This window comes from Algicola sagamiensis DSM 14643 (assembly GCF_000374485.1).
Taxonomy (GTDB): Bacteria; Pseudomonadota; Gammaproteobacteria; order Enterobacterales; family Alteromonadaceae; genus Algicola; species Algicola sagamiensis.
Genome location: NZ_KB894505.1, coordinates 1 through 22,128, shown reverse-complemented (window position 1 = coordinate 22,128; position 22,128 = coordinate 1). Strand labels below are relative to the sequence as shown.

Annotated in this window: 21 protein-coding genes; all 21 read right to left on the bottom strand. The window is 43.0% G+C overall.

Going from position 1 to position 22,128, the window contains the following annotated elements; translation table 11 throughout:
• Window positions 1-8: 8 nt before the first annotated feature.
• Window positions 9-1,784: a hypothetical protein gene (locus C505_RS0117535; protein ID WP_018693939.1), complete on the bottom strand. Its 1,776-nt coding sequence runs from the start codon at window positions 1,782-1,784 to the stop codon at window positions 9-11.
• Window positions 1,781-2,971 carry a hypothetical protein gene (locus C505_RS0117530; protein ID WP_018693938.1) on the bottom strand — a complete coding sequence of 397 codons (1,191 nt, stop codon included), beginning with the start codon at window positions 2,969-2,971 and terminating at the stop codon, window positions 1,781-1,783. Before C505_RS0117530 ends, C505_RS0117535 begins: the two co-directional genes overlap by 4 nt.
• A complete protein-coding gene (locus tag C505_RS0117525; RefSeq protein WP_157369181.1) occupies window positions 2,968-4,041 on the bottom strand; it encodes a hypothetical protein in 1,074 nt (357 codons plus the stop codon). Before C505_RS0117525 ends, C505_RS0117530 begins: the two co-directional genes overlap by 4 nt.
• Complete coding sequence (locus tag C505_RS0117520; protein WP_018693936.1) at window positions 4,034-5,446, bottom strand: lipopolysaccharide biosynthesis protein; 1,413 nt, start codon at window positions 5,444-5,446, stop codon at window positions 4,034-4,036. Before C505_RS0117520 ends, C505_RS0117525 begins: the two co-directional genes overlap by 8 nt.
• A gap of 8 nt (window positions 5,447-5,454) precedes the next feature.
• Window positions 5,455-6,414, bottom strand: a complete 960-nt coding sequence (locus C505_RS22840) for a Gfo/Idh/MocA family oxidoreductase (protein WP_018693935.1) — start codon at window positions 6,412-6,414, stop codon at window positions 5,455-5,457.
• Between the two features lie 27 nt (window positions 6,415-6,441).
• Window positions 6,442-7,413, bottom strand: a complete 972-nt coding sequence (locus C505_RS0117510) for a Gfo/Idh/MocA family oxidoreductase (protein WP_018693934.1) — start codon at window positions 7,411-7,413, stop codon at window positions 6,442-6,444.
• A 50-nt stretch (window positions 7,414-7,463) separates the two neighbouring features.
• Window positions 7,464-8,252 (bottom strand): oxidoreductase, encoded by a 789-nt coding sequence (locus tag C505_RS0117505; protein WP_018693933.1) that lies wholly within the window; start codon window positions 8,250-8,252, stop codon window positions 7,464-7,466.
• Window positions 8,245-9,042, bottom strand: a complete 798-nt coding sequence (locus tag C505_RS0117500; RefSeq protein WP_018693932.1) for a nitrilase-related carbon-nitrogen hydrolase — start codon at window positions 9,040-9,042, stop codon at window positions 8,245-8,247. The genes C505_RS0117505 and C505_RS0117500 overlap by 8 nt, the downstream gene beginning before the upstream one ends.
• A gap of 97 nt (window positions 9,043-9,139) precedes the next feature.
• Window positions 9,140-10,459: a glutamate-1-semialdehyde 2,1-aminomutase gene (locus C505_RS0117495; RefSeq protein ID WP_018693931.1), complete on the bottom strand. Its 1,320-nt coding sequence runs from the start codon at window positions 10,457-10,459 to the stop codon at window positions 9,140-9,142.
• 3 nt (window positions 10,460-10,462) lie between these two features.
• Window positions 10,463-11,467 carry a Gfo/Idh/MocA family protein gene (locus C505_RS0117490; RefSeq protein WP_018693930.1) on the bottom strand — a complete coding sequence of 335 codons (1,005 nt, stop codon included), beginning with the start codon at window positions 11,465-11,467 and terminating at the stop codon, window positions 10,463-10,465.
• Window position 11,468: 1 nt separating this feature from the next.
• Window positions 11,469-12,185 carry an acylneuraminate cytidylyltransferase family protein gene (locus tag C505_RS0117485; RefSeq protein ID WP_018693929.1) on the bottom strand — a complete coding sequence of 239 codons (717 nt, stop codon included), beginning with the start codon at window positions 12,183-12,185 and terminating at the stop codon, window positions 11,469-11,471.
• On the bottom strand, window positions 12,182-13,237 hold the full coding sequence (locus tag C505_RS0117480) for a nucleotidyltransferase family protein (protein WP_018693928.1): 1,056 nt from the start codon (window positions 13,235-13,237) through the stop codon (window positions 12,182-12,184). The genes C505_RS0117485 and C505_RS0117480 overlap by 4 nt, the downstream gene beginning before the upstream one ends.
• A 9-nt stretch (window positions 13,238-13,246) precedes the next feature.
• Window positions 13,247-13,888, bottom strand: a complete 642-nt coding sequence (locus C505_RS0117475; protein WP_018693927.1) for an acetyltransferase — start codon at window positions 13,886-13,888, stop codon at window positions 13,247-13,249.
• Window positions 13,885-14,958 carry an N-acetylneuraminate synthase gene (gene neuB, locus C505_RS0117470; protein ID WP_018693926.1) on the bottom strand — a complete coding sequence of 358 codons (1,074 nt, stop codon included), beginning with the start codon at window positions 14,956-14,958 and terminating at the stop codon, window positions 13,885-13,887. Before neuB ends, C505_RS0117475 begins: the two co-directional genes overlap by 4 nt.
• On the bottom strand, window positions 14,955-16,133 hold the full coding sequence (gene neuC / locus C505_RS0117465) for a UDP-N-acetylglucosamine 2-epimerase (RefSeq protein ID WP_018693925.1): 1,179 nt from the start codon (window positions 16,131-16,133) through the stop codon (window positions 14,955-14,957). The genes neuB and neuC overlap by 4 nt, the downstream gene beginning before the upstream one ends.
• The gene (locus C505_RS0117460; protein ID WP_018693924.1) at window positions 16,126-17,280 is read right to left on the bottom strand and encodes a LegC family aminotransferase; all 1,155 of its coding nucleotides are present in this window, start codon (window positions 17,278-17,280) and stop codon (window positions 16,126-16,128) included. Before C505_RS0117460 ends, neuC begins: the two co-directional genes overlap by 8 nt.
• A complete protein-coding gene (locus tag C505_RS0117455; protein ID WP_018693923.1) occupies window positions 17,280-18,272 on the bottom strand; it encodes an NAD-dependent 4,6-dehydratase LegB in 993 nt (330 codons plus the stop codon). The genes C505_RS0117460 and C505_RS0117455 overlap by 1 nt, the downstream gene beginning before the upstream one ends.
• 21 nt (window positions 18,273-18,293) lie before the next feature.
• Window positions 18,294-19,568: a UDP-N-acetyl-D-mannosamine dehydrogenase gene (gene wecC / locus C505_RS0117450; RefSeq protein ID WP_018693922.1), complete on the bottom strand. Its 1,275-nt coding sequence runs from the start codon at window positions 19,566-19,568 to the stop codon at window positions 18,294-18,296.
• A 2-nt stretch (window positions 19,569-19,570) separates the two neighbouring features.
• Window positions 19,571-20,695, bottom strand: a complete 1,125-nt coding sequence (wecB, locus tag C505_RS0117445) for a non-hydrolyzing UDP-N-acetylglucosamine 2-epimerase (protein WP_018693921.1) — start codon at window positions 20,693-20,695, stop codon at window positions 19,571-19,573.
• A 211-nt stretch (window positions 20,696-20,906) separates the two neighbouring features.
• Window positions 20,907-21,854: a Wzz/FepE/Etk N-terminal domain-containing protein gene (locus tag C505_RS0117440; protein ID WP_018693920.1), complete on the bottom strand. Its 948-nt coding sequence runs from the start codon at window positions 21,852-21,854 to the stop codon at window positions 20,907-20,909.
• A 178-nt stretch (window positions 21,855-22,032) separates the two neighbouring features.
• Window positions 22,033-22,128 (bottom strand): EF-Tu C-terminal domain-related protein (locus C505_RS24110; protein ID WP_018693919.1); only part of this gene is annotated, 96 nt, incomplete at its 5' end.

Sequence of the window (22,128 nt, the reverse complement as noted above, 5' to 3'; positions counted from 1 at the left end):
TCAGCATGTCACGATGCACATTGAACCAATGCATCAAATGTCACCGGCCATTCCATATGACCCAGCACACGCTGCCTGAGCAAACGAACCTCTGTTTCTAATCTCTCAATATCCATCAATAACGGAAGTATCTGCTCATAAGAACGAATGTAGCCAATATATTCTGTATCACAGTACACCTGTTCGCTTTGTTGATATTGTTCGATGATATCAAGCAAGATAAAAGGCTTCTGTTGGCAGAGAAGATCAAATACTATTCCTGAAGGGTTCGAAATCGCAACTGAGAACATTGATAATAAATCTCCTTTAGCAACCGTGCCATGATGGAAGACTCTGCCTCGTAAAGACTTAAAAGATTTTAACCATACGCCTTTATCTCTAGGATGAAGTTTGATTGCGTAACTAAATCGAGGATTCTCCTTAGCCTCACGCTCCAGCAACGCAACAACAGTAAGGTTGCATGACAATGCCACATCATCACAATCCGCAAAATAGCAAGCTGTAAAATGTTCGTTTTGACTGATTGACGAGTAATGCAGTGGTGACGCTTTAATTGCACCTAAAAATCGTAGTTTTTCTTTACAAGTAGACCAACTGGACTCGAATAAGTGTTTACGACGTAAAGTATCAACAAAAAAGAAGTGCCCAAAAACAGGATAAGGCAAATCATTATGCCGTTGATCACATTGCATTAAGTGAGCACATTTCAACCCCACCTTATTCGCAACAAAAGAGTCGGCCCATGCATGTGGAGACTTTTGTTCCATGCTAAACAGCACATCCCCTGTCATAGGATAATGATTCAACTCGATTTCAAGTGATTGTGCATATAAAGAGAGATCCACTGACATAACCAAGACCTCCCGAACAGCTTGCGTTAAATCCACCTGAATCGATTGACACTCCCAAACTTGAGTCCTAAGCGTTAGAATTTTCCACAGCGCTTTGACATACATCTGAAAAACAGCCACTTTTCCTTTGGGCTTTATTTCTGCAATCAATATATTTCGCTGCCCCTTTAGCAATCGCTTTGCTTGCTGAACAGCCGACTGCCCAACAAAGGTTTGCCCGACTAATAATAAAACTTTTTTCTGTGTATCCTGCAATAGAGGAGAAACAAACTCTAATGCACTTAGTCCCCTAGCAACAACCGTGCTTTCAATACTCGAATAAGTCTCCTGATGATTTGTTGTTGATGCTTGCCAAGATGCTCTCTTAATTTCCTTCATGAGTTTCACGAAGAATACAGCGCTGAGTCGTAATAAATTATAAAAAGGTTGAAGCAGGTACCCTTTTGAAAGATATCGAATCGAAATTTTTGCATGATGGTTTTTTAAATATCTTTCAATGATTGGCTGGATCACATCCGAACGTCTGTAAAGACGTATGCCTTGTGACTCATGTTCTGCGAGAAAGTAATTAGGTCCAGATAAATGTCCGAATAATTTCTTTTGAAATGTAACCTGAGCAACGAAAGGAGATTGTAACAATGCTGATTTCAAAGCTTCAATATATCGAATAATTGGCCAAACCGTACACTCAAACAAGTTATTCGAAAAGGCAATTAAGGTATCTGGGAAGCCACAATCCTTAATCATCTCATGAAACCATTCACGTACTGATTGTGTAAAAATATCTAGTTTACAGGTAACCTTATTCACATCAATATAGTGGTTGCCTTCAGGTACTGTGAAACCACCTTCTCCAATCAACATATCTCCTTCGTTCATCTCTAAAATAAAGTGCCTGCAATCATCTTCTGTAAATGCAATAAAAACATTCATAAAGCCTCTTTATGTGTCGTTTCTTTAAGTTGCAAAAGTACCCAAATTGCGGGAAATGCTGAAGAATATGAAATCGCGATAAATAAAGCAGAAAAAAATCGAGCCATCATTGTTGTTTTACCACAATAAAAAAAGACAAAGGAAAAATATGCCCAAAAGAATAATCCATAAGCAACCGTCAAAAAGCTAAAGGATGAAACCAAACCGATTGTCGAATCACCATAGTAGTGATATAGATAAGGAGACTCATTGATAAGATGACGAACTGAGTTATTGATATCCCCCATCCCGACCCCCAACGGAAACTCAAGGATAGAAACAAAAGCAACTGAGAAATCGAGGATCCGCCCAAAGATTGATGTATCCGTCCCGATGAGTTGTTCAGGATCTTTCAGCCGAGCAAGAATATGAAAGCCGCGACCTAATGATGTGCCAAGATCAGAGTTAATTAAAAAAACAAGTCCAGTAATAAGAATAGATACAATGATGATTCGCCAGAAGATACTCTTTACACTCACAAACCCAAGTATCCCTAGATAGGCTAAGAAATATACATAACCAGTCCCTGACTTTGTTGCAAGAATCATTGCAATAATCAACGTAGCGTTGACTACATATGCTGATAAAGTGAGCTGCTTAGACAAACGAAGGTAATCATTAACAATCAAGAAAAAGACAAGCAATCCCCCAAATAACCCCGGTTCTGTCGAGAAAGTAGAGACACCTCGATATCCCATCACCTCCAGACTATTTGTATTTCTAATAAAGTGATTTTGCAGCCCTATAAAAAATTCAGGTGCAAGAAAGATGAGGATCGTATAGGTAAAGTAAATAACAACAACCCACCGGAAAAAAAGTGGAGTGACTTGGGGTTTTGTATAATAAAAGGCAACAAACACTAAGCTTCCATATATCAGTGATACTGACTTACCCAAATCTATATTGATATCTTGAACTGGATTAATGTACCAAAACAAAATGAGAGGTATATACAGCATCAGTAAGTGAGGGACTGATTCATAACCTTTGCTTTCAAACCAGCGCACTGCAATAACACCCGCAGCAAACACACCTGCCAATGGTTGGATATCACTGCCAATAGGGAATGGGGATACAAAAGGAAAAAAAACAGCAAGTAAAAAAAGCTTGTCAAGCAGTGGCGTCCTTGTGAGCGTTCTAACCGTCATATCCTTAGCTCGCTTAATCTATGTTTATCTTCAAAAAAAACATCTTGTAAAAATGCATCTTGCTCTTGACGCGTTTTCTTGTCTTCAGAACCATCGATATCTTCAATCAAACAATCAAGCGACTGGATAAACTGAAAATAAGGTGAGCAAATGTGGGGAATCGCATATTTACACTGATCAAAAATATAGATGTTGGGATTCAAACACCGTGCTGAGATTGCCAGATTTGAATACCCAGAAATCACTATGCTACATCGACGTATCCGAGAAAGAGGTAATTCAGAAAGCACGGTTAAATTCGGTATCTCAGGCAGGCTTCTTTGATTCAATGGATGATATTTAATGGATACGGTGAACTTGGACACAGCACACAGCTTTTTTAGCTCAGCAAAATACGCATCGACTTGTTTTTGGCTCTCATAGAAATTAAAGTCGGGTGCAATAATCACAATCTCCCGGCTTGTTTGTTTCTCGATATCTGAATTCATCTTTAATTCATCAAGTAGAGCTGAAAATCGTAATCCCCCACGAATAAAATTTCGCGCTTGCTGATAAAATTCCAGTTCAATATTTCCCCATACAATGTATGTTGCTCTTGCAAGCCCCTTGCCCCAAAACGCATCAATATTTCGAATCGGTGCTCCGATACATAAATTAAGGCTCCAATTCACAATACGCTTTATCTGCTGTTTCCAGCTCATCGGTGACTGATTTAATAAACAAGGCTGGATCACTAGCATCTTTTGCTCAAACTCTGTTCCTTTCATGGCACGCGAAAACAGTGTGATATCAGAAAAAGTGACAATCCGTATTGGGTTGTAATTCTCCACCCAGCGCAACATTTTTTGCTGAGTCCTTTTATCCCCCAAGAGCTGCCTTTTTGGCTGACGAAACTGGATATCAATAGAGAATCGATCACGGACATCCCTCTCTAGTTCTCCAAAGTTCGCTCCATGTTCATGATGCGTTAGTAATGCATATTGATGATTTTCTCCAAAAAATCGGATGACTTTATCAATGAGCGGTGCACTGAGATAATTATAAGTTGGCACGATAAGTATCCTAGACACGCTGCCCCCCTTTTAAATGGATGATGGCAGCTCCAACAATGATTGAAATCAAAATGAACTTCATGAGCAGGGCCTGTATCGCATTGAGCTCAAAAGATTCATAAATGAATTGAGCATTCACAATGCAGCATCCCAATAGAATCCCAGCCCCTATCATCGCCTGCCGAATAACCATATCAGGCAATTTCAGCCGTCGAGTTGCAGTCCAGTGGATCAAGGTTAGAAACACCATACTGACAATCGATGCCAGTACTGCACCATAAGATGCATAGTGTGGAATCAGCCATAGGTTCAGGCCAACACAAAGGACAGAACAGACAATAAAAAAACACATCTGATGGACATTTCGCTTGAAAAAAGACAGGGTCAGATTGGAAGTCAATCCCATATATGCAGACAAGTAATGAACAAGCAGCAATGGCCCAATCAATGCAAAAGAAGGCTGATATTCTGCTTGAAAGAACCACGAAAGCATCGGCTGCGCAAACAAACAAATGAGAACCGCAAAAAGTACAAGCGCCATGTGGAGTTTGGAGAGTAAAGCGTACACATCTGCTGTCAGTGTTTTGTGTTCTTTGAGGGTTTCGTAAACGGTTGGTGTGAATGCCAAAGCAACAGCTGATGTCGCTAAGAAATAAACGGATGAGATTTTATAAGCCAAAGAAAAAATAGCAACAGCCTCAAGGGTTGCTTCCTGCTCTAGAACAAGCCGATTTGCCATCCCCATCAACCAGCTACTGATAAGTGTCGGCACGAATGGCAGAGAAAACGCAAACAATGGCCGAATACTCGAAAATGACAGCAACCCGGTGAAGCGAACCTTCAGGATCGGCATAGCAATACATGCCAATACCGCAAAAGTCACAGCTTGTGCATGGAGATACCCTTGTACCCCCTGATCTTGTTCATAGATAAACCACCAGGTTAGTACGCCAAGCGCTATGACTTTACACAAGATGAACCTGAGATACACGTGCGGCTTTTGGTGAATTTGGCAATACACCAAGGTCAACGAATTCATCGCGAAACCAAATGCAATCCAGATGATCCAGCCTAAGATATTCGCCTGAGACAACCAAAGCTCGGACAAACCAAGCCATGCATCTAGAATTATCATAACACTCATCAAGCAAAGCGTCCAGCCAAACACCAACCAGAATACCGTGTTGATCACGCGCTTCGGATACTGCTCATCTTCATCGTAGTAATAGCGTTGTGCTGCCCTATCTAATGCAAGTAGCACAAAGGAGTTACATAAGAAGATTGCGACTTCAATCGTTGAAAGTAACCCAAACTCTCTTGGCGTCAAAACAGATGTATATACAGCAACTAACGCAAATGAAAACAACTGTCCGATGATGTTTGCCAGTGCATACACAGAAATGCTTTGTAGCAACTTAGGCATAGGTATTCTCAGTTGACATATACGCCTCCGTGTAAGATCGTGTCATAAATCGCTTGTTTTCTTACCTGCATACCTAAGCGCATGATTTCTGGTGATACATCAGCTTGCAAAAATCCATGTACTTGGTCGCACAGCCCTGACTTCAAATCGGTTTCACGCGAATAGTCACATTGCACTTCTTCAAAATGTACTGAGTTTCTTTCCTGCACTTGAAGAACTTCCATGGGACGGAAAACATATCGATTTTTCTCTGTCATAAATTCCAAAGACCAACGACCTGGCGCATCCCAATTTGCACAATAACTAAAGAAAGCGCCTGTTTCCGTCACGCCTGCGCCTGTATAAATGGCACTCTGCGGGTGCCACTGAAGACGAGATTGGCCTCCTTGATACGCATGAAAGTTTTCTGGCTGCCCACCAATAAAGAATGCAAGATCAATTACATGGCTGGAATTCGCTAAGAGCCAATTTTCTTTACAGCGCGAAGATTTAGGCAGTCCACCGATTGCGTCCGACCATTCCGTAAATTCAAAATGGAAAGAAGAAACGCCACCATCCTGTTCAATCCTTCGTTTTGCTTCAATCACACTGGCGTAAAATCGTCGATTGTAAGCAATATATACCGCACACGATTTTGCACTGGCATATTCATTGAGGTGACTGATTTCCTCAAAGTTTATCCCGCCTGGTTTTTCAATCAGGATTTTTTGCACCCCGTAAGTGATCAATTGATGTGTCGTTTCATATAAATCATCCACATCAACAGCAACTATCACCGCTTCTGGTAATTCTGGCTGCTGTGCTAACCAAGTTGCCAATCCACCAGCTTGGACAGAAATCTCTTTTTCTTTTTGCAGGCGCTGAGCATTCTTTTCACTTCGCCCGATGACTTGAAAGTGAACATTCATTTTTTTCAAGACATCCACATAGTCTGTTGCCATGTGGCCGGCACCAATTAACCAAATCATACTGACCCCCTTCAGGATTTCTTACATTCATGTAATCGGTAAAAACTCTTGCTGGTCTCCAGATGTATCACGGTAAAAAGAAAGAAGATCGCGGATCAGTGGATAGTGCAATTGGCTGGATTCTTGGATTGTTGGTAACTTGCAACAACCAAAGCTCAGAATATTCTGCACAACCCCACCTGTCAGTTCGCTTTGATAACGAGGTGATATGGGGATATGGACGGAATCTTGTCCCTTTTTCAGTATGGTCGCTTTGTCTAAATCTTCGCGAATGATAATTTGCGTCTGCTCAGACTGTAAACGTATTTCTACAGGTTCATCTGTCTCTTCACAAGACATCGAGAGTTGGTGACCACGATCGAAATACGCTTGAAGCGTGCCATTAAATTCAATGTAGTCCGCTCGCTGGCTTTCAAATAATTTCTGATGCAGTTCACCACAATCAACACGCTCAAGCACTCGCTCTGTCAAAAATGCAAATAAATCAATAAAGTGAATTGCATTACACGCCAACCCCCACTGTCCACCAGTAACGGACATCTTCCAGGCGATATCTTGTTGCATATACATCTTCAGCCTGGCGTAACCTCTAAATAAACGACGTGGACAATTGACCCATACCTTCAAATGATGGTCTTTCACTAAATGGCGCGCATGTTCGTAGGAAGCCAGATCCTGAAATAGAACTTTTTCGAGTAGAAAGTTTTTCACTTCTACTTGCTGAACAATCTGCTCAAACAGGCTATAACGTGATTTTGCACCTGTCGCCACAATACAAAAATCCAGTTTTTCAGGGAGAGAGGCCATAGACTCTGAGAAGTGAGCGATAGAAGACTGTGTTAGACTTTGTGCCACCTCAGCAACACGGATTGCAGCAGTCTCAATGGCATCACCATTGGGCTCAACAACAAAAATCTCAGCGCAAGGACCAAGACTCACAAGTGATTGCAGGTGCCGGCTCCCCAATTGCCCCGCACCAATTAGACCTATTCTTTTCATAACAAACTCTCAACTAAATTCGGTAACTTAAAAAATCAACACCATGATCTCTAGAGTGTAAAGCCATCATCAATCACGAGATTTTGACCATTCACACCCCGCGCAGCTGGTGAAAACAAGAATGAAATGGCCTGGGAGATATCTTCCGGCTGTAGCATGCCGATGTTCAGACAGGCATCTTGATATTGCGCCACAAAAGTTTCATGTTGATGATCAAAAATCCCGCCTGGACTCACGGTATTGATTTGAACTTTTTTTCCTTTGTAATATTTGGCGATATATTTCGATAAATGGATCAACCCAGATTTAATCACGGCATATTCGACTGGCATCGTCATCGGTGTATCACGGTAAATCTCGAACTTCGGTGGGATCACCCCATAAATTGAGGCAATATTGATAATGTGCCCCCCACCATGACGGGCAAAATATTTGGCAAATACCTGACTTGTGAGGAAATACCCGCCTAAATTTAGACTGATATTTTCACAAAAATCTTGATATTCAACATCTTCAAAAACTCGGCCATAGTTTTTATTTCTCGGATAAGCCGTATTGACTACACCATGAATTTCACCAAGCTGACTTCTCGATCGATCAATCAAACCCTCCAGTGATTGGCGATTTGTGATATCAACATGGGTGATCATCGTGTCATCACTGCTGACCCCTAACTCAGACGCAAACTGCTCTGCAGCAGCCAGTGCATGATCTGCCAGTGTCACTTTTGCCCCATCATGCAGCAGTTGCCTGACAAATGATTGACCCAGCAATCCAGCTGCACCAATCACGATAATATTTTTCCCATCAAGCGTTTGATTGTGGTTTTGTTTATCCATGGGAATAGAGCTCCTTGTAGAAGCGAACATCACGATCTTGCTCAAATGGGAAACGTTGCCTTGTTTCCACAACTTTCTCAGCCTGGATTTCTACAACTTGCCATGTTTTTCCTTCTGCTATCGGAAAAACACGCTCACCCATTGGGTCAAAAACAACACTGGATGCTTCATAACGCAGACCATTTCCATCTTTACCAACTCTGTTGACCCCGATGAGGTAACATTGATTTTCGATGGCACGTGCACGAAGCAGGGAAAGCCAGTGCCCCACTCTAGAAGCTGGCCAGCTCGCAATCACAACAACAGCGTGACAGTATGAACGATATGCAGTAAATATTTCTGGAAAGCGTAAGTCGTAGCAGGTCGCAAAGCCGAAACAACTGTCTCCAATAGTTGTTGATTGCAGTTGATGCCCTTTTGCAATGTGCTTGTCTTCCCCCGCAAAAGAAAAAGTATGGATCTTGTCATAAGACAAAATATCCTCGAATTGAGGGTTTATATGGCAAAGGCGATTCTTCGTGACTTGGTCTTCCTTGGCTAAGTATCCGAAAATCTGATGTGTTTTTGTCGAGTGGCTCAACATGCGAAATTTCGCAATTGTCTCTGACTGATCCGGCTCTTCAGCTAAGTCCGGTTGATCCACAACAAATCCGGTCAATGTCATTTCTGGCCAAATCACCACATCCACATCTTGATGCGCAGAAAGATCGGCCTGAATAGTTTGGCAACGATTAAAATTCTCAGATTTATCCAACCAAACCTGATCAAGTGAGACCAGTGCGACTTTCATGTAACTTCCCCTCAAGCACTTGAGATCCATAATCGGATCGACGCATTGATTGAGAGCGTCCTACAACAGACAACAAAAACGCTACACGATCATTGATTTAATTTCTTTGGCGAAAAACGGGCTTGATGACTGCGCCATGCAACAACCCTTCAACACTCTGCTTTTCAATTGCTTGGACATAGACATCGAGCGCTTTGTCCATCGCGTTTTGTGTTTTCTCAAACGCTTCATCCTGATGACAAAAAGACAGTGCTATCCAAGGCATTAATACCCCTTGATTGATCATTTCTTGCGAAAACAATGTACGAAGAGGCATGGATATCTGTCCGGTGTGATCTTTTGTGATGTACCAAGGAGAACAAGCGACCCCACCCGCCTCAAAGCAATGCGCAATGCCTTTCTGCTCTGCCAGACGATTCATCATCGCAATCAGTTTTTCCCCATACCCCCATAAATGAGCAATCACATCATGTTCTTGAATAAACTGAACTGAACGGACAAATGCCCCTAAACTACACATCTCTGCGCCATGTGTTGTGGAGAGTAAAAAGAGTCGCTCTTCACCAGTTTTTTCAATTGAGCCAAGCTGCATGATTTCCCTTTTTCCTGCTACCGCGGCAAGCGAAAACCCATTCGCCATTGCCTTACCAAAGGTACACAGATCTGGCTGAATATTATAAAAATGCTGTGCGCCTTTAATATGCCATCGGAATCCCGTGATCATTTCATCGAGCACAAATACAGCACCGTACTTTTTGCACAGCCGCTGTACATCATGCAAATAAGTTTCACCGGGATGTGTACTCGAAGGTGCAGGATGATCGACATTACTTGGCTCTAAAACCACACAGGAAATTTGATCTGGATATTGTTCAAACAGTGCTTCTAACGAAGTAATATCGTTGTATGCAAAGCACTTTGTTTGTTCGATGATATTTTTAGGGATACCTTTTTGAATTGGGGTCGACCCAATAAACCAATCATCATAAGAAAAGAAAGGATGCTCTGAGCACCTGGCAATCAGATCCCGTCCTGTATAAGCACGGGCAAGTTTCACTGCCGCGGAGACAGCCGTCGAGCCATTTTTGGTAAACTTCACCATATCGACACTATCGATTAAGTCAATCAGCGTTTCCGCAGCTTCCAATTCGATGAGCGATGGTCTTGTCAGGTTATTCCCCGCTTTGATTTGCGTAAACGCTGCTTCATCGACTGCTTCATTTGCATAACCTAATGAAACCGCGCGTAAAGCCATACCATAATCGAGGTACTCTCTTCCTTGATCATCAAAGACAGATGCCGCTTTTCCTCGAGCTAAAATTTCTGGTGCATTTTCTGGGTACTGATCAAAACCACGGGAATAAGTATGTGCTCCACCCGGTATCGCTTTTAGTAGTCGTTTTTGATAGTCAGACATGCCTTATGCTCTCATCAGGTTCTTATCTTCAAGTGTCTCCAAAACCGACAAGACACGTGCATCTTCTTCCAAGGAATTTGGGAATGGTGTTTTTCCTTGCGATGCAATCGCCCCCAAAAATGCTTTTACTTCCTGTATATAAGGTTCTTCAGGATTGATATAATGTTGTTCAACAATCCCCTTATCCAGCGGGAATCGGACCCACTGTGGCTCATTCGTATTACAATAAGCGACTTCATTACGGTGACTACTGAACTGTAATTTACCTTCAGAGCCTAATATCACCATCTCCCGCGTGGCGATTGGACGCGAGATCACCTCCACTGTCAGGTTTAACAAGATTTTATGCTTTGGATACTGCAATAAACAGTGGTAAATATCATCAATCTCCGCGGGCATATCCGTCTTTTTCATCACGACACTGGATAAAGCTTCCGGTGTTCCAAATAGTTGATTTAACCAGGTCAACTCAAATGGTACGATTTCTCTCGCGCCCCCAGTTTCCCGGTCTGAGACATAATATTCCTGAATTGACTCCCAAGGGTGCCAGTCAGGCAAGTATTGTCCTGTCACATAATTGATCGACAAAACATCACCGATGAGTCTGTCCTGTAATATCTGTGCGATCCTTTGTGGTCCGGGATAAAAGGTCATTGTACAAGAAGGAGCAATAATCAAATCTGTTGATTGAACGCGCTTTGCTAAAGATTCAATTGCTTCTCGATCTGTGACTGATGCTTCAATAAAACAATGGCACCCTTGCTCAACCGCCCAATTCGCATAAGTCATATGTAGCTTTGGTGGTGTTGAAATCACAATCGCATCAGGGCTAAATTGTTGGGACATTTCATCAAGGTCACAAAACGTCTGCAGACCAAAGTTCTTTGTGATTTCCTCACGGCGATCGGGTCGTACATCTAAACCTGCCAACACATGACCACCAATCGCCTGTAAATTCCGGATCCGACGCTTCCCCATCGAGCCTAAACCGATGACTAAAATATTCATGTTAAAGTCCCCATTCAAATTTCATCACGGCTTCTAGCGCGATAAAGTCATATAGATCATCTACATCGTAGTTTTGATAACGTTTTAGTGGAAAGCCAAGGGAACGGTGTGGATAGAAGCTTTTTTCTGAAACCAGAACGTCATTTTTAACAAGATATACACCACCATAGGAGATATAGAAAGCGGGTTTATCTTGACGTCTTGTTTCTGTCTTACAATCAATGATCAGCTCCTGTAAGTATTTCTTTTCTTCCATAATAAATTGGCTCATCGGATGTTCCTGAACTTCACCAACACTAATCACTGCATTCGCCTCCATTTCGCGAGAGCGAAGTAGGGAAATTATCTTCGATAAGTCGTCACGTTCCCGCAAAGGTGATGTTGGCTCAAGCAGGAGTACATAGTCGAACTCCTGATTTCTTTGCGTACGATAAAACTCAAGACAGTGCATCACGACATCGATACTCATCGCTTCATCTGTTGACAATTCATGAGGTCTTAAGAATGGAACTTCCGCCCCATAATCTCTTGCCACACAGGCAATTTCTTCAGAATCAGTTGTGACAACAACCGTATCAATTTCTGGCGTATTCAGAGCCTGTTCAATTGACCAGGCAATCATTGGTTTACCAAGCAGTGGACGAATATTTTTACCTGGTAAGCCCTTGCTGCCCCCTCTTGCCGGGATGACGGCAATAACCCTTCTATCCGAAATCATTTAAACCCCTTGTAATCTTCCTGCGCCTGCTCAAAGTCATTCATTTTTCCAATATCCAACCAGTACTCATGAATTGGAAACATATTGACATTACATTCTCTTTCATCCATCAAATTTGATAAGAGTGATGGCATATCCAGTGGGTGATTTGGTTGAATACTGCGAGTAACTTCTGGGGAAAGAACATAAATCCCTGCATTCACAAAATGCTTTTGCGTTGGCTTTTCAACCATACTCGTGACATATTCATCTTGAAATTGGATGACACCATAGGGAACTTGAAACTGATATTCGCGCGCGCAAACAGAAGCTTTTGCATTGCTTTTTAAATGAAAATCAAGGAGCTGTTCAAAGTTTACCTTTGTCAGAATGTCACCGTTCATCATAATAAGTGGTTGTTCTTTTGCTCTTTCTGGCAGCAAACCCAATGCTCCACCTGTCCCAAGAGGTGTATCTTCATAAACATAAGTGATACTGACTCCCCAACGACTTCCATCACCAAAGTATTTTTGGATCCTGTCTGCCATATAATGGGTCGAGATATAAAAGTCATGAAAACCACTTTCGATAAACCCCTCAAGGATTGTTTCTAAAATTGGCTTATCTCCCACTTTTAACAATGGCTTTGGACAGTCATCAGTCAGCGGACGTAATCGTGTACCAAATCCTCCAGCCATCAGAAAAACAGGGTTATCATATCGTTTGGTTTTCATGATCTGATGAAGTGTTTCAAGCCCAATCACACGCTTGTGGCTATCGACGACAGGAACACTAATCAGTTCGTAGGTTTCCATCATACGCAAAATAGTTTCACGGGTTTCTTCAGCGACAACATATTTGGGAGCGCGATTCATGATCTGCGACACAGGTGTATCAAATGGTAATCGCTTTAACATCGCTCTTCGAATGTCACCATCGGACACAGAACCGATGAGACGTCCGTCATCATCAATTACCAGGCTTAACCGAAGCCCTTCTTTATCACTCGTTTCCAGTGCAGATTGCAAGCTGGCATCCGGCTTGATCAGGATATTTTTCCAGTTGTGGCTCATCTTTTTTACTCAGCTTTTGACCCAAGGCCGAGCTGGATAAACAACGACATCTGGTTCTATATTACGTGTGACAGCACAACCTGCCCCGATTACCGCATTTTTTCGAATCGTAATATTTTGAATCACAGTCGATCCAGCACCGATATGTACGTGCTCTTCTGTGATTGCATTACCACAAAGCACAGCCCTTGGTGCGATGTGACAATGACGACCAATCTGAGAATCATGTTCAACCACCGCCCCAGTATTGACGACGGTGTTCTCTCCTATTTGGGAATAAGGATTAATCATGGCCCCCGCCATCACCTGCACCCCTTCACCCAATGTTGCATAGCTCGAAACTACGCTCTTGGGATGAACTAATGTGGCGAACTGAAATCCCATTTCCCGCCCATGTTGAAAGACTGTTTCGCGGATCCGCTTGTCTTTCGGCAAGCTACCGATGCCATTGATCAATATGACTTCCTTGGGATTATATTGATTGAGTACTGTGTCATCCCCCAGACATCGCCAGCCAAAAAGTCCTTCCATATTTTGTGGTGTATTTGGATCAATAAAACCAATCACCTCGAATCCCACCAATAAAGCAATCTCTCCAACAACGTTTGCATGCCCACCAGCACCAAGTAAGATCGCTTTTTTTTCATTCACAACAGATCACCCGTATCATAATCCTGGCCCGCAATTGTCCCCAAAAATTGCCAGTATTCTGTTGGTGAAATCCCTGTTCCCGGTCGTTTCACTCCCATGTTTTCCTCACTGAAAACATCGCCTCGACGAATTGGTTTTAATGCAACCAAACTTTTTCGTGCCACTGCTTTTGTTTCAAATTCGCATTGCTGTGGTGCTTTCGTTGAGTGACCAAGCATGCTTTCTGTTACACGGATCATTCGGATCATTTCTTTCAGCTCATTCGGCTCCATTGATGCCTGATGATCAGGTCCAGGTAAGCTTCTATCAAGCGTGAAATGTTTTTCGATTAAAGTTGCACCCTTCGCAACGGCAATCGCAGGTGTAAATACTTCCGCAGTATGATCCGAATAGCCAACCGCGCAACCAAATGCTTGCGCAAGTGTGGGTAATACATTGAGATTCACCTGCGATACTGGAGCTGGATACTGTGAGGTACAGTGTAGTATCGTCACACGCTCCTTTAACGCTTGCTGACCTTCCGTTGAGGAATAGGCTTCTTGAAACGCTTCTATCGAAGGCGCTGGATGATCAGGATAAAGGAAACCAAGCGCAGCCACCGATAATGCATTTTCAATTTCACCTAAGGTCGCCATACCCGTTGAAATGATCAACTGCTGTGCTGATTTTGCATGCTCGAACACAAACGGAGCATTATTGATCTCACCTGAAGGAATTTTGAAACGACGCTGACCGATTTGATTGGTTAGAAACATCAGCGATGGTGTATCAAAGGCTGTTGAAAGAAACTCGATGCCTCGCTGATCACAATAAGATTTCAATGTACAAAAGTCATCGAATGATAATGAGAGCTGCTTGAGCATCTCCAGTTGGGATTGGCTTTGTGTTTCTTGCTTTTGATAAGTCGCTTTTTCAGCTTTTGCTGTGGCCAACTCTTCTGGAACAAACGTCTGAAACTTCACGATATCCGCCCCCGCGTCCAATGCGATATCCACTAATGCCTTCGCAAGTGACAATTGTGCATTATGATTCACACCAACTTCTGCAATGACTTTCACATGTTGTTTCATTGTACTTGCTCCAAATCAATAAACTGTTTGGGTGGAAGTTTCGAAAAATCAGTCGTAGATAAAACGGATATGATCAACTGCGCCGCGCCACCAGAGCCATATGGGTTTTCATTATTTTGCGAGATCTGATTTCGAAAAGTGGGTGACATAGCGGTTTCTAATGCGCCACAAATCGCTTTGGTTTCATTTGGGACATCAATGACAGAGTTCGCTCTTGGCCGCCCTTTTTGCCTTGGGCCGATATTGATCGTAATACAATCAAAAGAAGGCGCTTCAATCAAACCACTGGATGAATTGCCAATCACAACATCGACAATCTTAAGCATACTTAAATAGCGGTGAAAGCCTAAAGAAGTGACCAGTCGAACATGCGCTGGGTTTTGCTCTGCATATGCATTTAGATCATCGAGAATACGCTGACCTCCTGCATCTGCATTTGGTGCAGTGATCACAACAGAAGTATCTTGAAGTGTTTCTAATGCGCGAATCAGCTGCTGAACGTCATTTTCTTTCGGATCAAGGGTATTCGTCACAGAATGAAACGTCAGCAAAATCACTTTGTCCATGAACGACATCTCCAAGCTTTGCGCCAATGCTTGTCGAGATAAAGGCGGCGTATGCAAAATATTGTCAATACCCGGCGCACCACTGACATAAACTCGCGCTTCCGACTCCCCCATCTGGACTAGACGTTGTTTGAAGCACTCTGATGCAGCAAAGTGAAGGCTTGCCATTTTGCTAACGGCATGACGGATCGCATCATCCACCGCACCTTCTGTCACTTCCCCACCATGAATATGCGCAATAGGGATCCCCAGAATCATCGCCGTCTGTGCTGCGGCCAGGATTTCGAACCGATCACCCAAAATCAAGAGACAGTCCGGCTTGAGCTGTGACAATGTGTCTGTCAATGAAAGCACGGCGAGGCCCATACTTTTGCTCATGCCTACGCGAGAATCCGAAGACAACAAAATTTCAACTTCTGCTGCAATTGGAAACCCCTCTTCTCGAATTTCTGATAACGTACGACCATGTTCTGGTGATAAATGCGTTCCTGTCACAACAAGTTGTAATGTAAGCATCTCGTGTTCATGAATACCTGCGATGACCCGTGATAGCAGCCCAAATTCAGCTCGGGTACCTGTGATGACACAAATCTTTTGTTTCTTATTCATAAGCGGTCGCACTACTGGGTAAATTCACGACACGCCGCTCCAGCCAACGTGACATCGATAAGTCTCCTCGAAGCGCTTGAGAGTATGGTTGTAAATCACAAGCAAGCTTCCAAATCGGACGCGTCATCACACCTTGTTTGTTCGTCACTTCGAGCACCTGATTTCGCTCATCCATTGATGAACAGATCATGGCATTCAGCCAATAATTCGAGCGGGCATAGTGTGGCTCTTGGAGGAATTCAATGCCTTCGGATTCGCAAAAAGCCGCATAAGCACTTGCCAAGTGTCGCTTTTTAATAATGAACTCATCCAGCTGTTCTAATTGTGCAACACCAAGTGCAGCATTCAGATTTGGCAGTCGATAGTTATAGCCAACTTGATCATGGACATATTCAAACGGATGAGGGACTTTCGCTGTGGTCGTGAGGTGTTTACCTTGATTGAATAGCTCTTCACGCTGTGTCAGCACTGCACCACCACCACCCGTGGTCATGATTTTGTTTCCATTAAAACTCAATACCCCAACCAAGCCTCGGGTCCCTGTGTGCTGCCCTTTATATAAACTACCGAGTGACTCTGCTGCGTCTTCTACGAGTGGGAGATGCCAACGTTGGCAGACTGATTCAAGCTCATCGAGATCAACTGGATGCCCAAAGGTATGCATTGGGAGGCAGGCACTGATCTTTTGTCTGGTTTCCTTTAAGAGGCAATCACCGTGGTCATCCAATATCGCATATTCTTCAAGAAATTGACTCAAAGCTTCTGGACACATCCCAAGACTTTCTCGAGCAACATCAATAAACGCAGGCTCAGCTCCGCAATAATGGATTGCATTACACGTTGCAACAAATGTCAGTGCTTGAGTGATCACAATGTCATTTTGTCGAACACCCGCAAGCAACAACGCTGTGTGTAATGCTGCTGTACCATTCATTGTTGCAATCGTAAAATCAGAACCTGTATAGGTTGATAATTGCTCTTCAAATTGCCCGACGTAAGCACCAACACTGGAGACAAATGTGCTCTCGATCGTATCCAGCACATAGGCTTTCTCATGACCAGAAAACGAGGGCTCGTGCAAAGGAATAAAATCATGCGTATGAAAAATATCCCTGATGAACTCAATGAGTTGATTTGTTTCGCGCATCATACGTTATATATATTTGCTTTATATTTTTGAAGGTTATCAGCCTGAGTGAACCAAGCAATTGTCTCTTCCAGCCCTTGTCGAATCGACATTCTGGGTTGAAATCCTGTCAGTGCATTGATTTGAGAATTATCACACCAAAGACGAAAGACCTCAGACTTCTCAGGACGAATTCGCTGTTCATCACATTGGATTTGAATGTCACTCTGCATAATTTCTTTGATGAGATTGAGCGTATCTGCAACGGATATCTCATAGTTCGAACCAATATTGACCGTTTTTCCAATCGCATCAGGCGAATTTGCAAGCGCTAAAAACCCGCGACAAGTATCCGACACGTAATTGAAATCTCGTGTTGGTGATAAGTCACCGAGTTTGATTTCCTTCGCACCCGAGGCAATTTGGGTGATCATGGTTGGGATCACTGCTCTTGCTGATTGTCTCGGTCCATAGGTATTGAACGGTCTGGCAATCGTCAATGGCAAATCAAAGGCATTGAAGAAACTCATTGCCATTGCATCCGCCGCAATTTTTGATGCACTATAAGGTGACTGAGGTTGCAGTGGATGCTCTTCATTAATGGGCACATACTGAGCTGTACCGTACACCTCACTTGTTGAAGTATGGATCACTCGCTTCACGCCATGATCTAAAGCTGCTTGGCAGATATTTAGTGTACCTTTGATATTCGTATCAACGTAACTCTCAGGTGCAACATAAGAAAACGGGATCGCGATCAAAGCAGCCAAATGGTAAACAACATCAACATCTTGCATGAGTTGTCTGCAAAAGTGCGGATCACGGATATCACCGCAGACAACCTCAACTTGTGGTAAGCATTCAATATCTTCAAGCCACCCCCAATGATTGAATGAGTTGTATTGGCTGAGCGCCTTCACTTGGAAGCCTTCTGCAACAAGTAGTTCAACCAAATGAGAACCAATAAATCCATCAGCGCCCGTCACTAAAACCTGTGTTTGTTGTTTATTCATTTTTTTCTACCTTTTCTGGATTTAGCTCACCGCTTTCCAGATCCCCTTTAAATCAACGACTGCTTTACTCTTTATCCCTGTGATTGGGAGTTGTTTGAATTCGCTATGATCAACTAACAGCACGCAGACATCAGCCGCTTCAAGGGCTTGTTCAGATGACACAAGAGTTGTATTTTTCAGTGTATTTGGGACAACATCACAATGCGGCTCAACGGCAAGAAGTTGATATTCCCCTTCCCGATCCAGCTCTTCAACAATTCGTAGAGAAGGACTTTGGCGTAAATCATCAATATCCGCTTTAAAAGTGAGCCCAAAGCACGCCACACAAACTTCCGAAATTGGGCGATTTTCCTGAATTGCGATATCCAGACAGGCCGATTTCACCTGCTCCATCACCCAGAATGGTTTTGAATCATTTACTTCTCGTGCACATCGGATCAAACGCGCATCGTCAGGTGCAGCAGAAACAAGGAACCAGGGATCAACCGCGATACAATGGCCACCAAACCCCGGTCCAGGGCTGAGGATATTGACGCGTGGATGGCGATTCGCCAGAGAAATGAGTTCCCACACATCCACATTAAATTTGTCACATAGCAGAGAGAGTTCATTTGCATAGGCAATATTCACATCACGAAATGCATTCTCTGTGAGCTTTGTCATTTCAGCGGTTCTAGCATCAGTAAGTATGCACTCACCTTTCACAAAGATTTGATAGAACGCAGCCGCTTTCTCAGAACATGAAGGGGTTAACCCACCAATCACACGATCATTATCTACTAGCTCTCGAATGATCCGCCCAGGAAGAACCCGTTCAGGACAATGTGCAATAAACACATCCGGTACATCTCGATCGTATTGTGGGAATTTTAGATCTGAGCGATTCGCAGCTAACCAATCAGAAACTTTTTCGGTCGTCCCAACCGGAGAAGTAGATTCCAAAATCACGAGATCACCTTGCTTTAAGACAGGTGCAATCGTCTCACAGGCAGAGCGAACATAAGATAAATCAGGCGTATGCTCGCCTTTGAATGGTGTTGGGACTGAAATGATAAAGACATCTGCGGAGTGTGCCTCAGTCGACGCAGATAAATACCCCTCTTGAACAACTGATTTCACAAGCTGCTCCAGATCGGGTTCAACAATATGTATTTTGCCCTGATTAATTAAATCTGTGACCGATGGGTTGATGTCAACGCCAGCCACCTGAACTTTGTGGGAGGCAATCACGGCAGCTGTCGGCAAACCGATGTAGCCTAAGCCGACAATACTGACGGAGTTGAAAAGATAGGACATAACTAGCCTCTATTCTTTTTGATGATCGTTAAAATTCTTTGACTGCTTTTGCCATCTCCGTATGGGTTATGTGCCTGACTCATTTTCTCGTACTCATCCTTATCACGGAATAAAGCGTTCAGTGCTCGTGTAATTTCTGCTTTATCAGTACCAACAAGCTTGACTGTTCCAGCTTCAACCGCTTCTGGACGCTCTGTTGTATCCCGCATGACAAGGACGGGTTTTCCAAGTGAAGGCGCCTCTTCCTGTATCCCACCCGAGTCTGTCAGGATCACTTCTGCTCTTGTCATCAAGTAAACAAACGGTAAGTAATCTTGCGGGGTGATGAGGTGGATATTGTCCACATGGCCAAGGAGTTTGTTGACAGGCCCTTTTACATTTGGATTGAGGTGAACGGGATAAACGATATCAATAGATGTATTTTCTTGGGCAAATTCACATAGTGCCTGACAAATATTTTGGAAACCACTCCCAAAATTCTCGCGGCGATGTCCAGTAACAAGTAGCATCCGACGATCATTGGATAAGAAAGGATATTCCTGAACCAGTGGCTCAACTAAGGCTGGAGACTTGGAAATTTTATCCTGAATAATCAATAATGCGTCGATAACCGTATTCCCTGTTACAAAGATGTGTTGGGGATCGGTATTCTCTTTCAGTAAGTTCGACTGTGAATTCTCAGTTGGCGCAAAATGATAGCGTGTCAGCACGCCCGTTAGATGGCGGTTGGCCTCTTCTGGCCAGGGAGAATAAAGGTTGCCAGTACGTAGACCCGCCTCAACATGTCCAACAGGAATTTGTTCATAGAATGCAGCAAGCGCCGTAGCAAACGTCGTTGACGTATCACCATGAACCAGCACTAAATCCGGTTCAAAATCATGAAACACCGGGCGAATAAACGTGATGATCTTTGCAGTAATATCATTGAGCGTCTGCTCAGACTGCATAATATTCAAATCATATTCAGGCGTCAGCTCGAATAGCGCCAATACCTGATCGAGCATCTCTCGATGCTGTGCTGTAACGCAGACACGACAGTCAAAGTCAGCATCTTCTTTCATTGCCAGCGCAAGTGGCGCCATTTTGATTGCTTCTGGCCGTGTTCCAAATACGAGCAAAACTCTCATAAAAAAATCTCTGTAGCAGATAGAACAGCAGATTTATTGGACGGTCACAGCAAAAAACGAGCATCACAGACAGCAAATCTATTTTCACTTTAACGAATTATTTGTACGTTTTCTTCACATTTTGTTCTGGTTTTATTGTTTAAATTGGTACGATATTTAATAACTTATTATAAAAATGGTTGATAAATGAATATTGGTCAATATGAATTTATCAACCCGATGGCGCAATTGACTGACGGGATTGACGAATAAAATAACGTAGTACAATCACCATCCAAGAGAATAGGCCACCTGCCACGATTGCAATCAGCATGATCAAAACACGGTTTGGTCGAATGGGTGATTCGGGAACAAGGGGTGGGTCAATCATCTCAAAAGCGAAATCTTCTTGAACTTCAGCCATCATCAGCGACTGTAGCTGACTTTCAATGACACGCATAAAAGACGCTTTCATTTCCGCTACTTTAGTATTGGAAATGGCAGTTTTTAAATATTGGATCCTTTTTGTCGAGTCCGTAACAGACTTTTGTCTAGCCCATAGATTAAACTCATTAATTAGGATTTCAATCCACTCTTTAGAGAGCTTCGGGGAGATATGATTATACTTAATCCTAGTGATTTGAGTGACTGAATCATAGTCAATGATTAAGTTATCCATAAATTCTTTATACAACTTAAGTACTGATGGAGGCTTTGTTTTTTGGCCCGATTCATCTAGCCAAATTTGACTGCCTGGATTGTACTTTTCCGTATCAAAAATTACTTCTTGCTGCTGCATATCCCAATCTTTTACGGCAATGATCAAAGGGGCCAATTGATATTTATCGATCAATTTAATGATAAATTGACGGGATTTCATCGTTGCTATATCTAGCTCAGCTTGAGAACTTTTTCCAACACCGAGACCAATCCCTGAGAGCATGGCTAATCCACCCATTGCACCACCTGAGCTTTCTCCCATGCCAACATGATTCCGGGCTGGGATCAATGTCGCCTCAGATTGGTAGATATCCGTAGCATTGCGACTCACTAATACACCAAGCCCTATCGCACAACATAAGCAAAAAAAAGTAAACCACCGTCCTTTCCAAAGTTGAAGCAATAGTTCCTTTTGATCAATGAGAACCTCTTGAGAAGATACAGCTACTGTTGTTGTCATAAGCACCTACCCATTTTTTCGGGACAGGCTCATTATGCGGGCTTGTTGGCTGAAATAAAAGCAATTTGATGAATGTTTGACATATTTCTAAGGTAATCAGGATTTTCTGTGTCCTAGAAATGAGAAAAGCAGCTCAAAGAGCTGCTTCTCATGATGGGTTGTGTTGTCAATCTCGAAATTATTCGATGATTTTAGCAACAACACCAGCACCAACTGTACGGCCACCTTCACGGATCGCGAAACGTAGACCTTCATCCATTGCGATTGGGCAGAT

What these genes read in the sequence shown, in the direction of transcription:
- C505_RS0117490 (WP_018693930.1), bottom strand. Translation starts at nt 11,467, where the DNA reads ATGAATATTTTAGTCATCGGTTTAGGCTCGATGGGGAAGCGTCGGATC.
- C505_RS0117505 (WP_018693933.1), bottom strand. Translation starts at nt 8,252, where the DNA reads ATGGATAAACAAAACCACAATCAAACGCTTGATGGGAAAAATATTATC.
- C505_RS0117495 (WP_018693931.1), bottom strand. Translation starts at nt 10,459, where the DNA reads ATGTCTGACTATCAAAAACGACTACTAAAAGCGATACCGGGTGGAGCA.
- C505_RS0117480 (WP_018693928.1), bottom strand. Translation starts at nt 13,237, where the DNA reads ATGAGCCACAACTGGAAAAATATCCTGATCAAGCCGGATGCCAGCTTG.
- neuC (WP_018693925.1), bottom strand. Translation starts at nt 16,133, where the DNA reads ATGAATAAGAAACAAAAGATTTGTGTCATCACAGGTACCCGAGCTGAA.
- C505_RS0117500 (WP_018693932.1), bottom strand. Translation starts at nt 9,042, where the DNA reads ATGAAAGTCGCACTGGTCTCACTTGATCAGGTTTGGTTGGATAAATCT.
- C505_RS0117440 (WP_018693920.1), bottom strand. Translation starts at nt 21,854, where the DNA reads ATGACAACAACAGTAGCTGTATCTTCTCAAGAGGTTCTCATTGATCAA.
- C505_RS0117510 (WP_018693934.1), bottom strand. Translation starts at nt 7,413, where the DNA reads ATGAAAAGAATAGGTCTAATTGGTGCGGGGCAATTGGGGAGCCGGCAC.
- neuB (WP_018693926.1), bottom strand. Translation starts at nt 14,958, where the DNA reads ATGAAACAACATGTGAAAGTCATTGCAGAAGTTGGTGTGAATCATAAT.
- wecB (WP_018693921.1), bottom strand. Translation starts at nt 20,695, where the DNA reads ATGAGAGTTTTGCTCGTATTTGGAACACGGCCAGAAGCAATCAAAATG.
- C505_RS0117460 (WP_018693924.1), bottom strand. Translation starts at nt 17,280, where the DNA reads ATGCGCGAAACAAATCAACTCATTGAGTTCATCAGGGATATTTTTCAT.
- C505_RS0117530 (WP_018693938.1), bottom strand. Translation starts at nt 2,971, where the DNA reads ATGACGGTTAGAACGCTCACAAGGACGCCACTGCTTGACAAGCTTTTT.
- C505_RS22840 (WP_018693935.1), bottom strand. Translation starts at nt 6,414, where the DNA reads ATGATTTGGTTAATTGGTGCCGGCCACATGGCAACAGACTATGTGGAT.
- C505_RS0117520 (WP_018693936.1), bottom strand. Translation starts at nt 5,446, where the DNA reads ATGCCTAAGTTGCTACAAAGCATTTCTGTGTATGCACTGGCAAACATC.
- wecC (WP_018693922.1), bottom strand. Translation starts at nt 19,568, where the DNA reads ATGTCCTATCTTTTCAACTCCGTCAGTATTGTCGGCTTAGGCTACATC.
- C505_RS0117535 (WP_018693939.1), bottom strand. Translation starts at nt 1,784, where the DNA reads ATGAATGTTTTTATTGCATTTACAGAAGATGATTGCAGGCACTTTATT.
- C505_RS0117455 (WP_018693923.1), bottom strand. Translation starts at nt 18,272, where the DNA reads ATGAATAAACAACAAACACAGGTTTTAGTGACGGGCGCTGATGGATTT.
- C505_RS0117485 (WP_018693929.1), bottom strand. Translation starts at nt 12,185, where the DNA reads ATGATTTCGGATAGAAGGGTTATTGCCGTCATCCCGGCAAGAGGGGGC.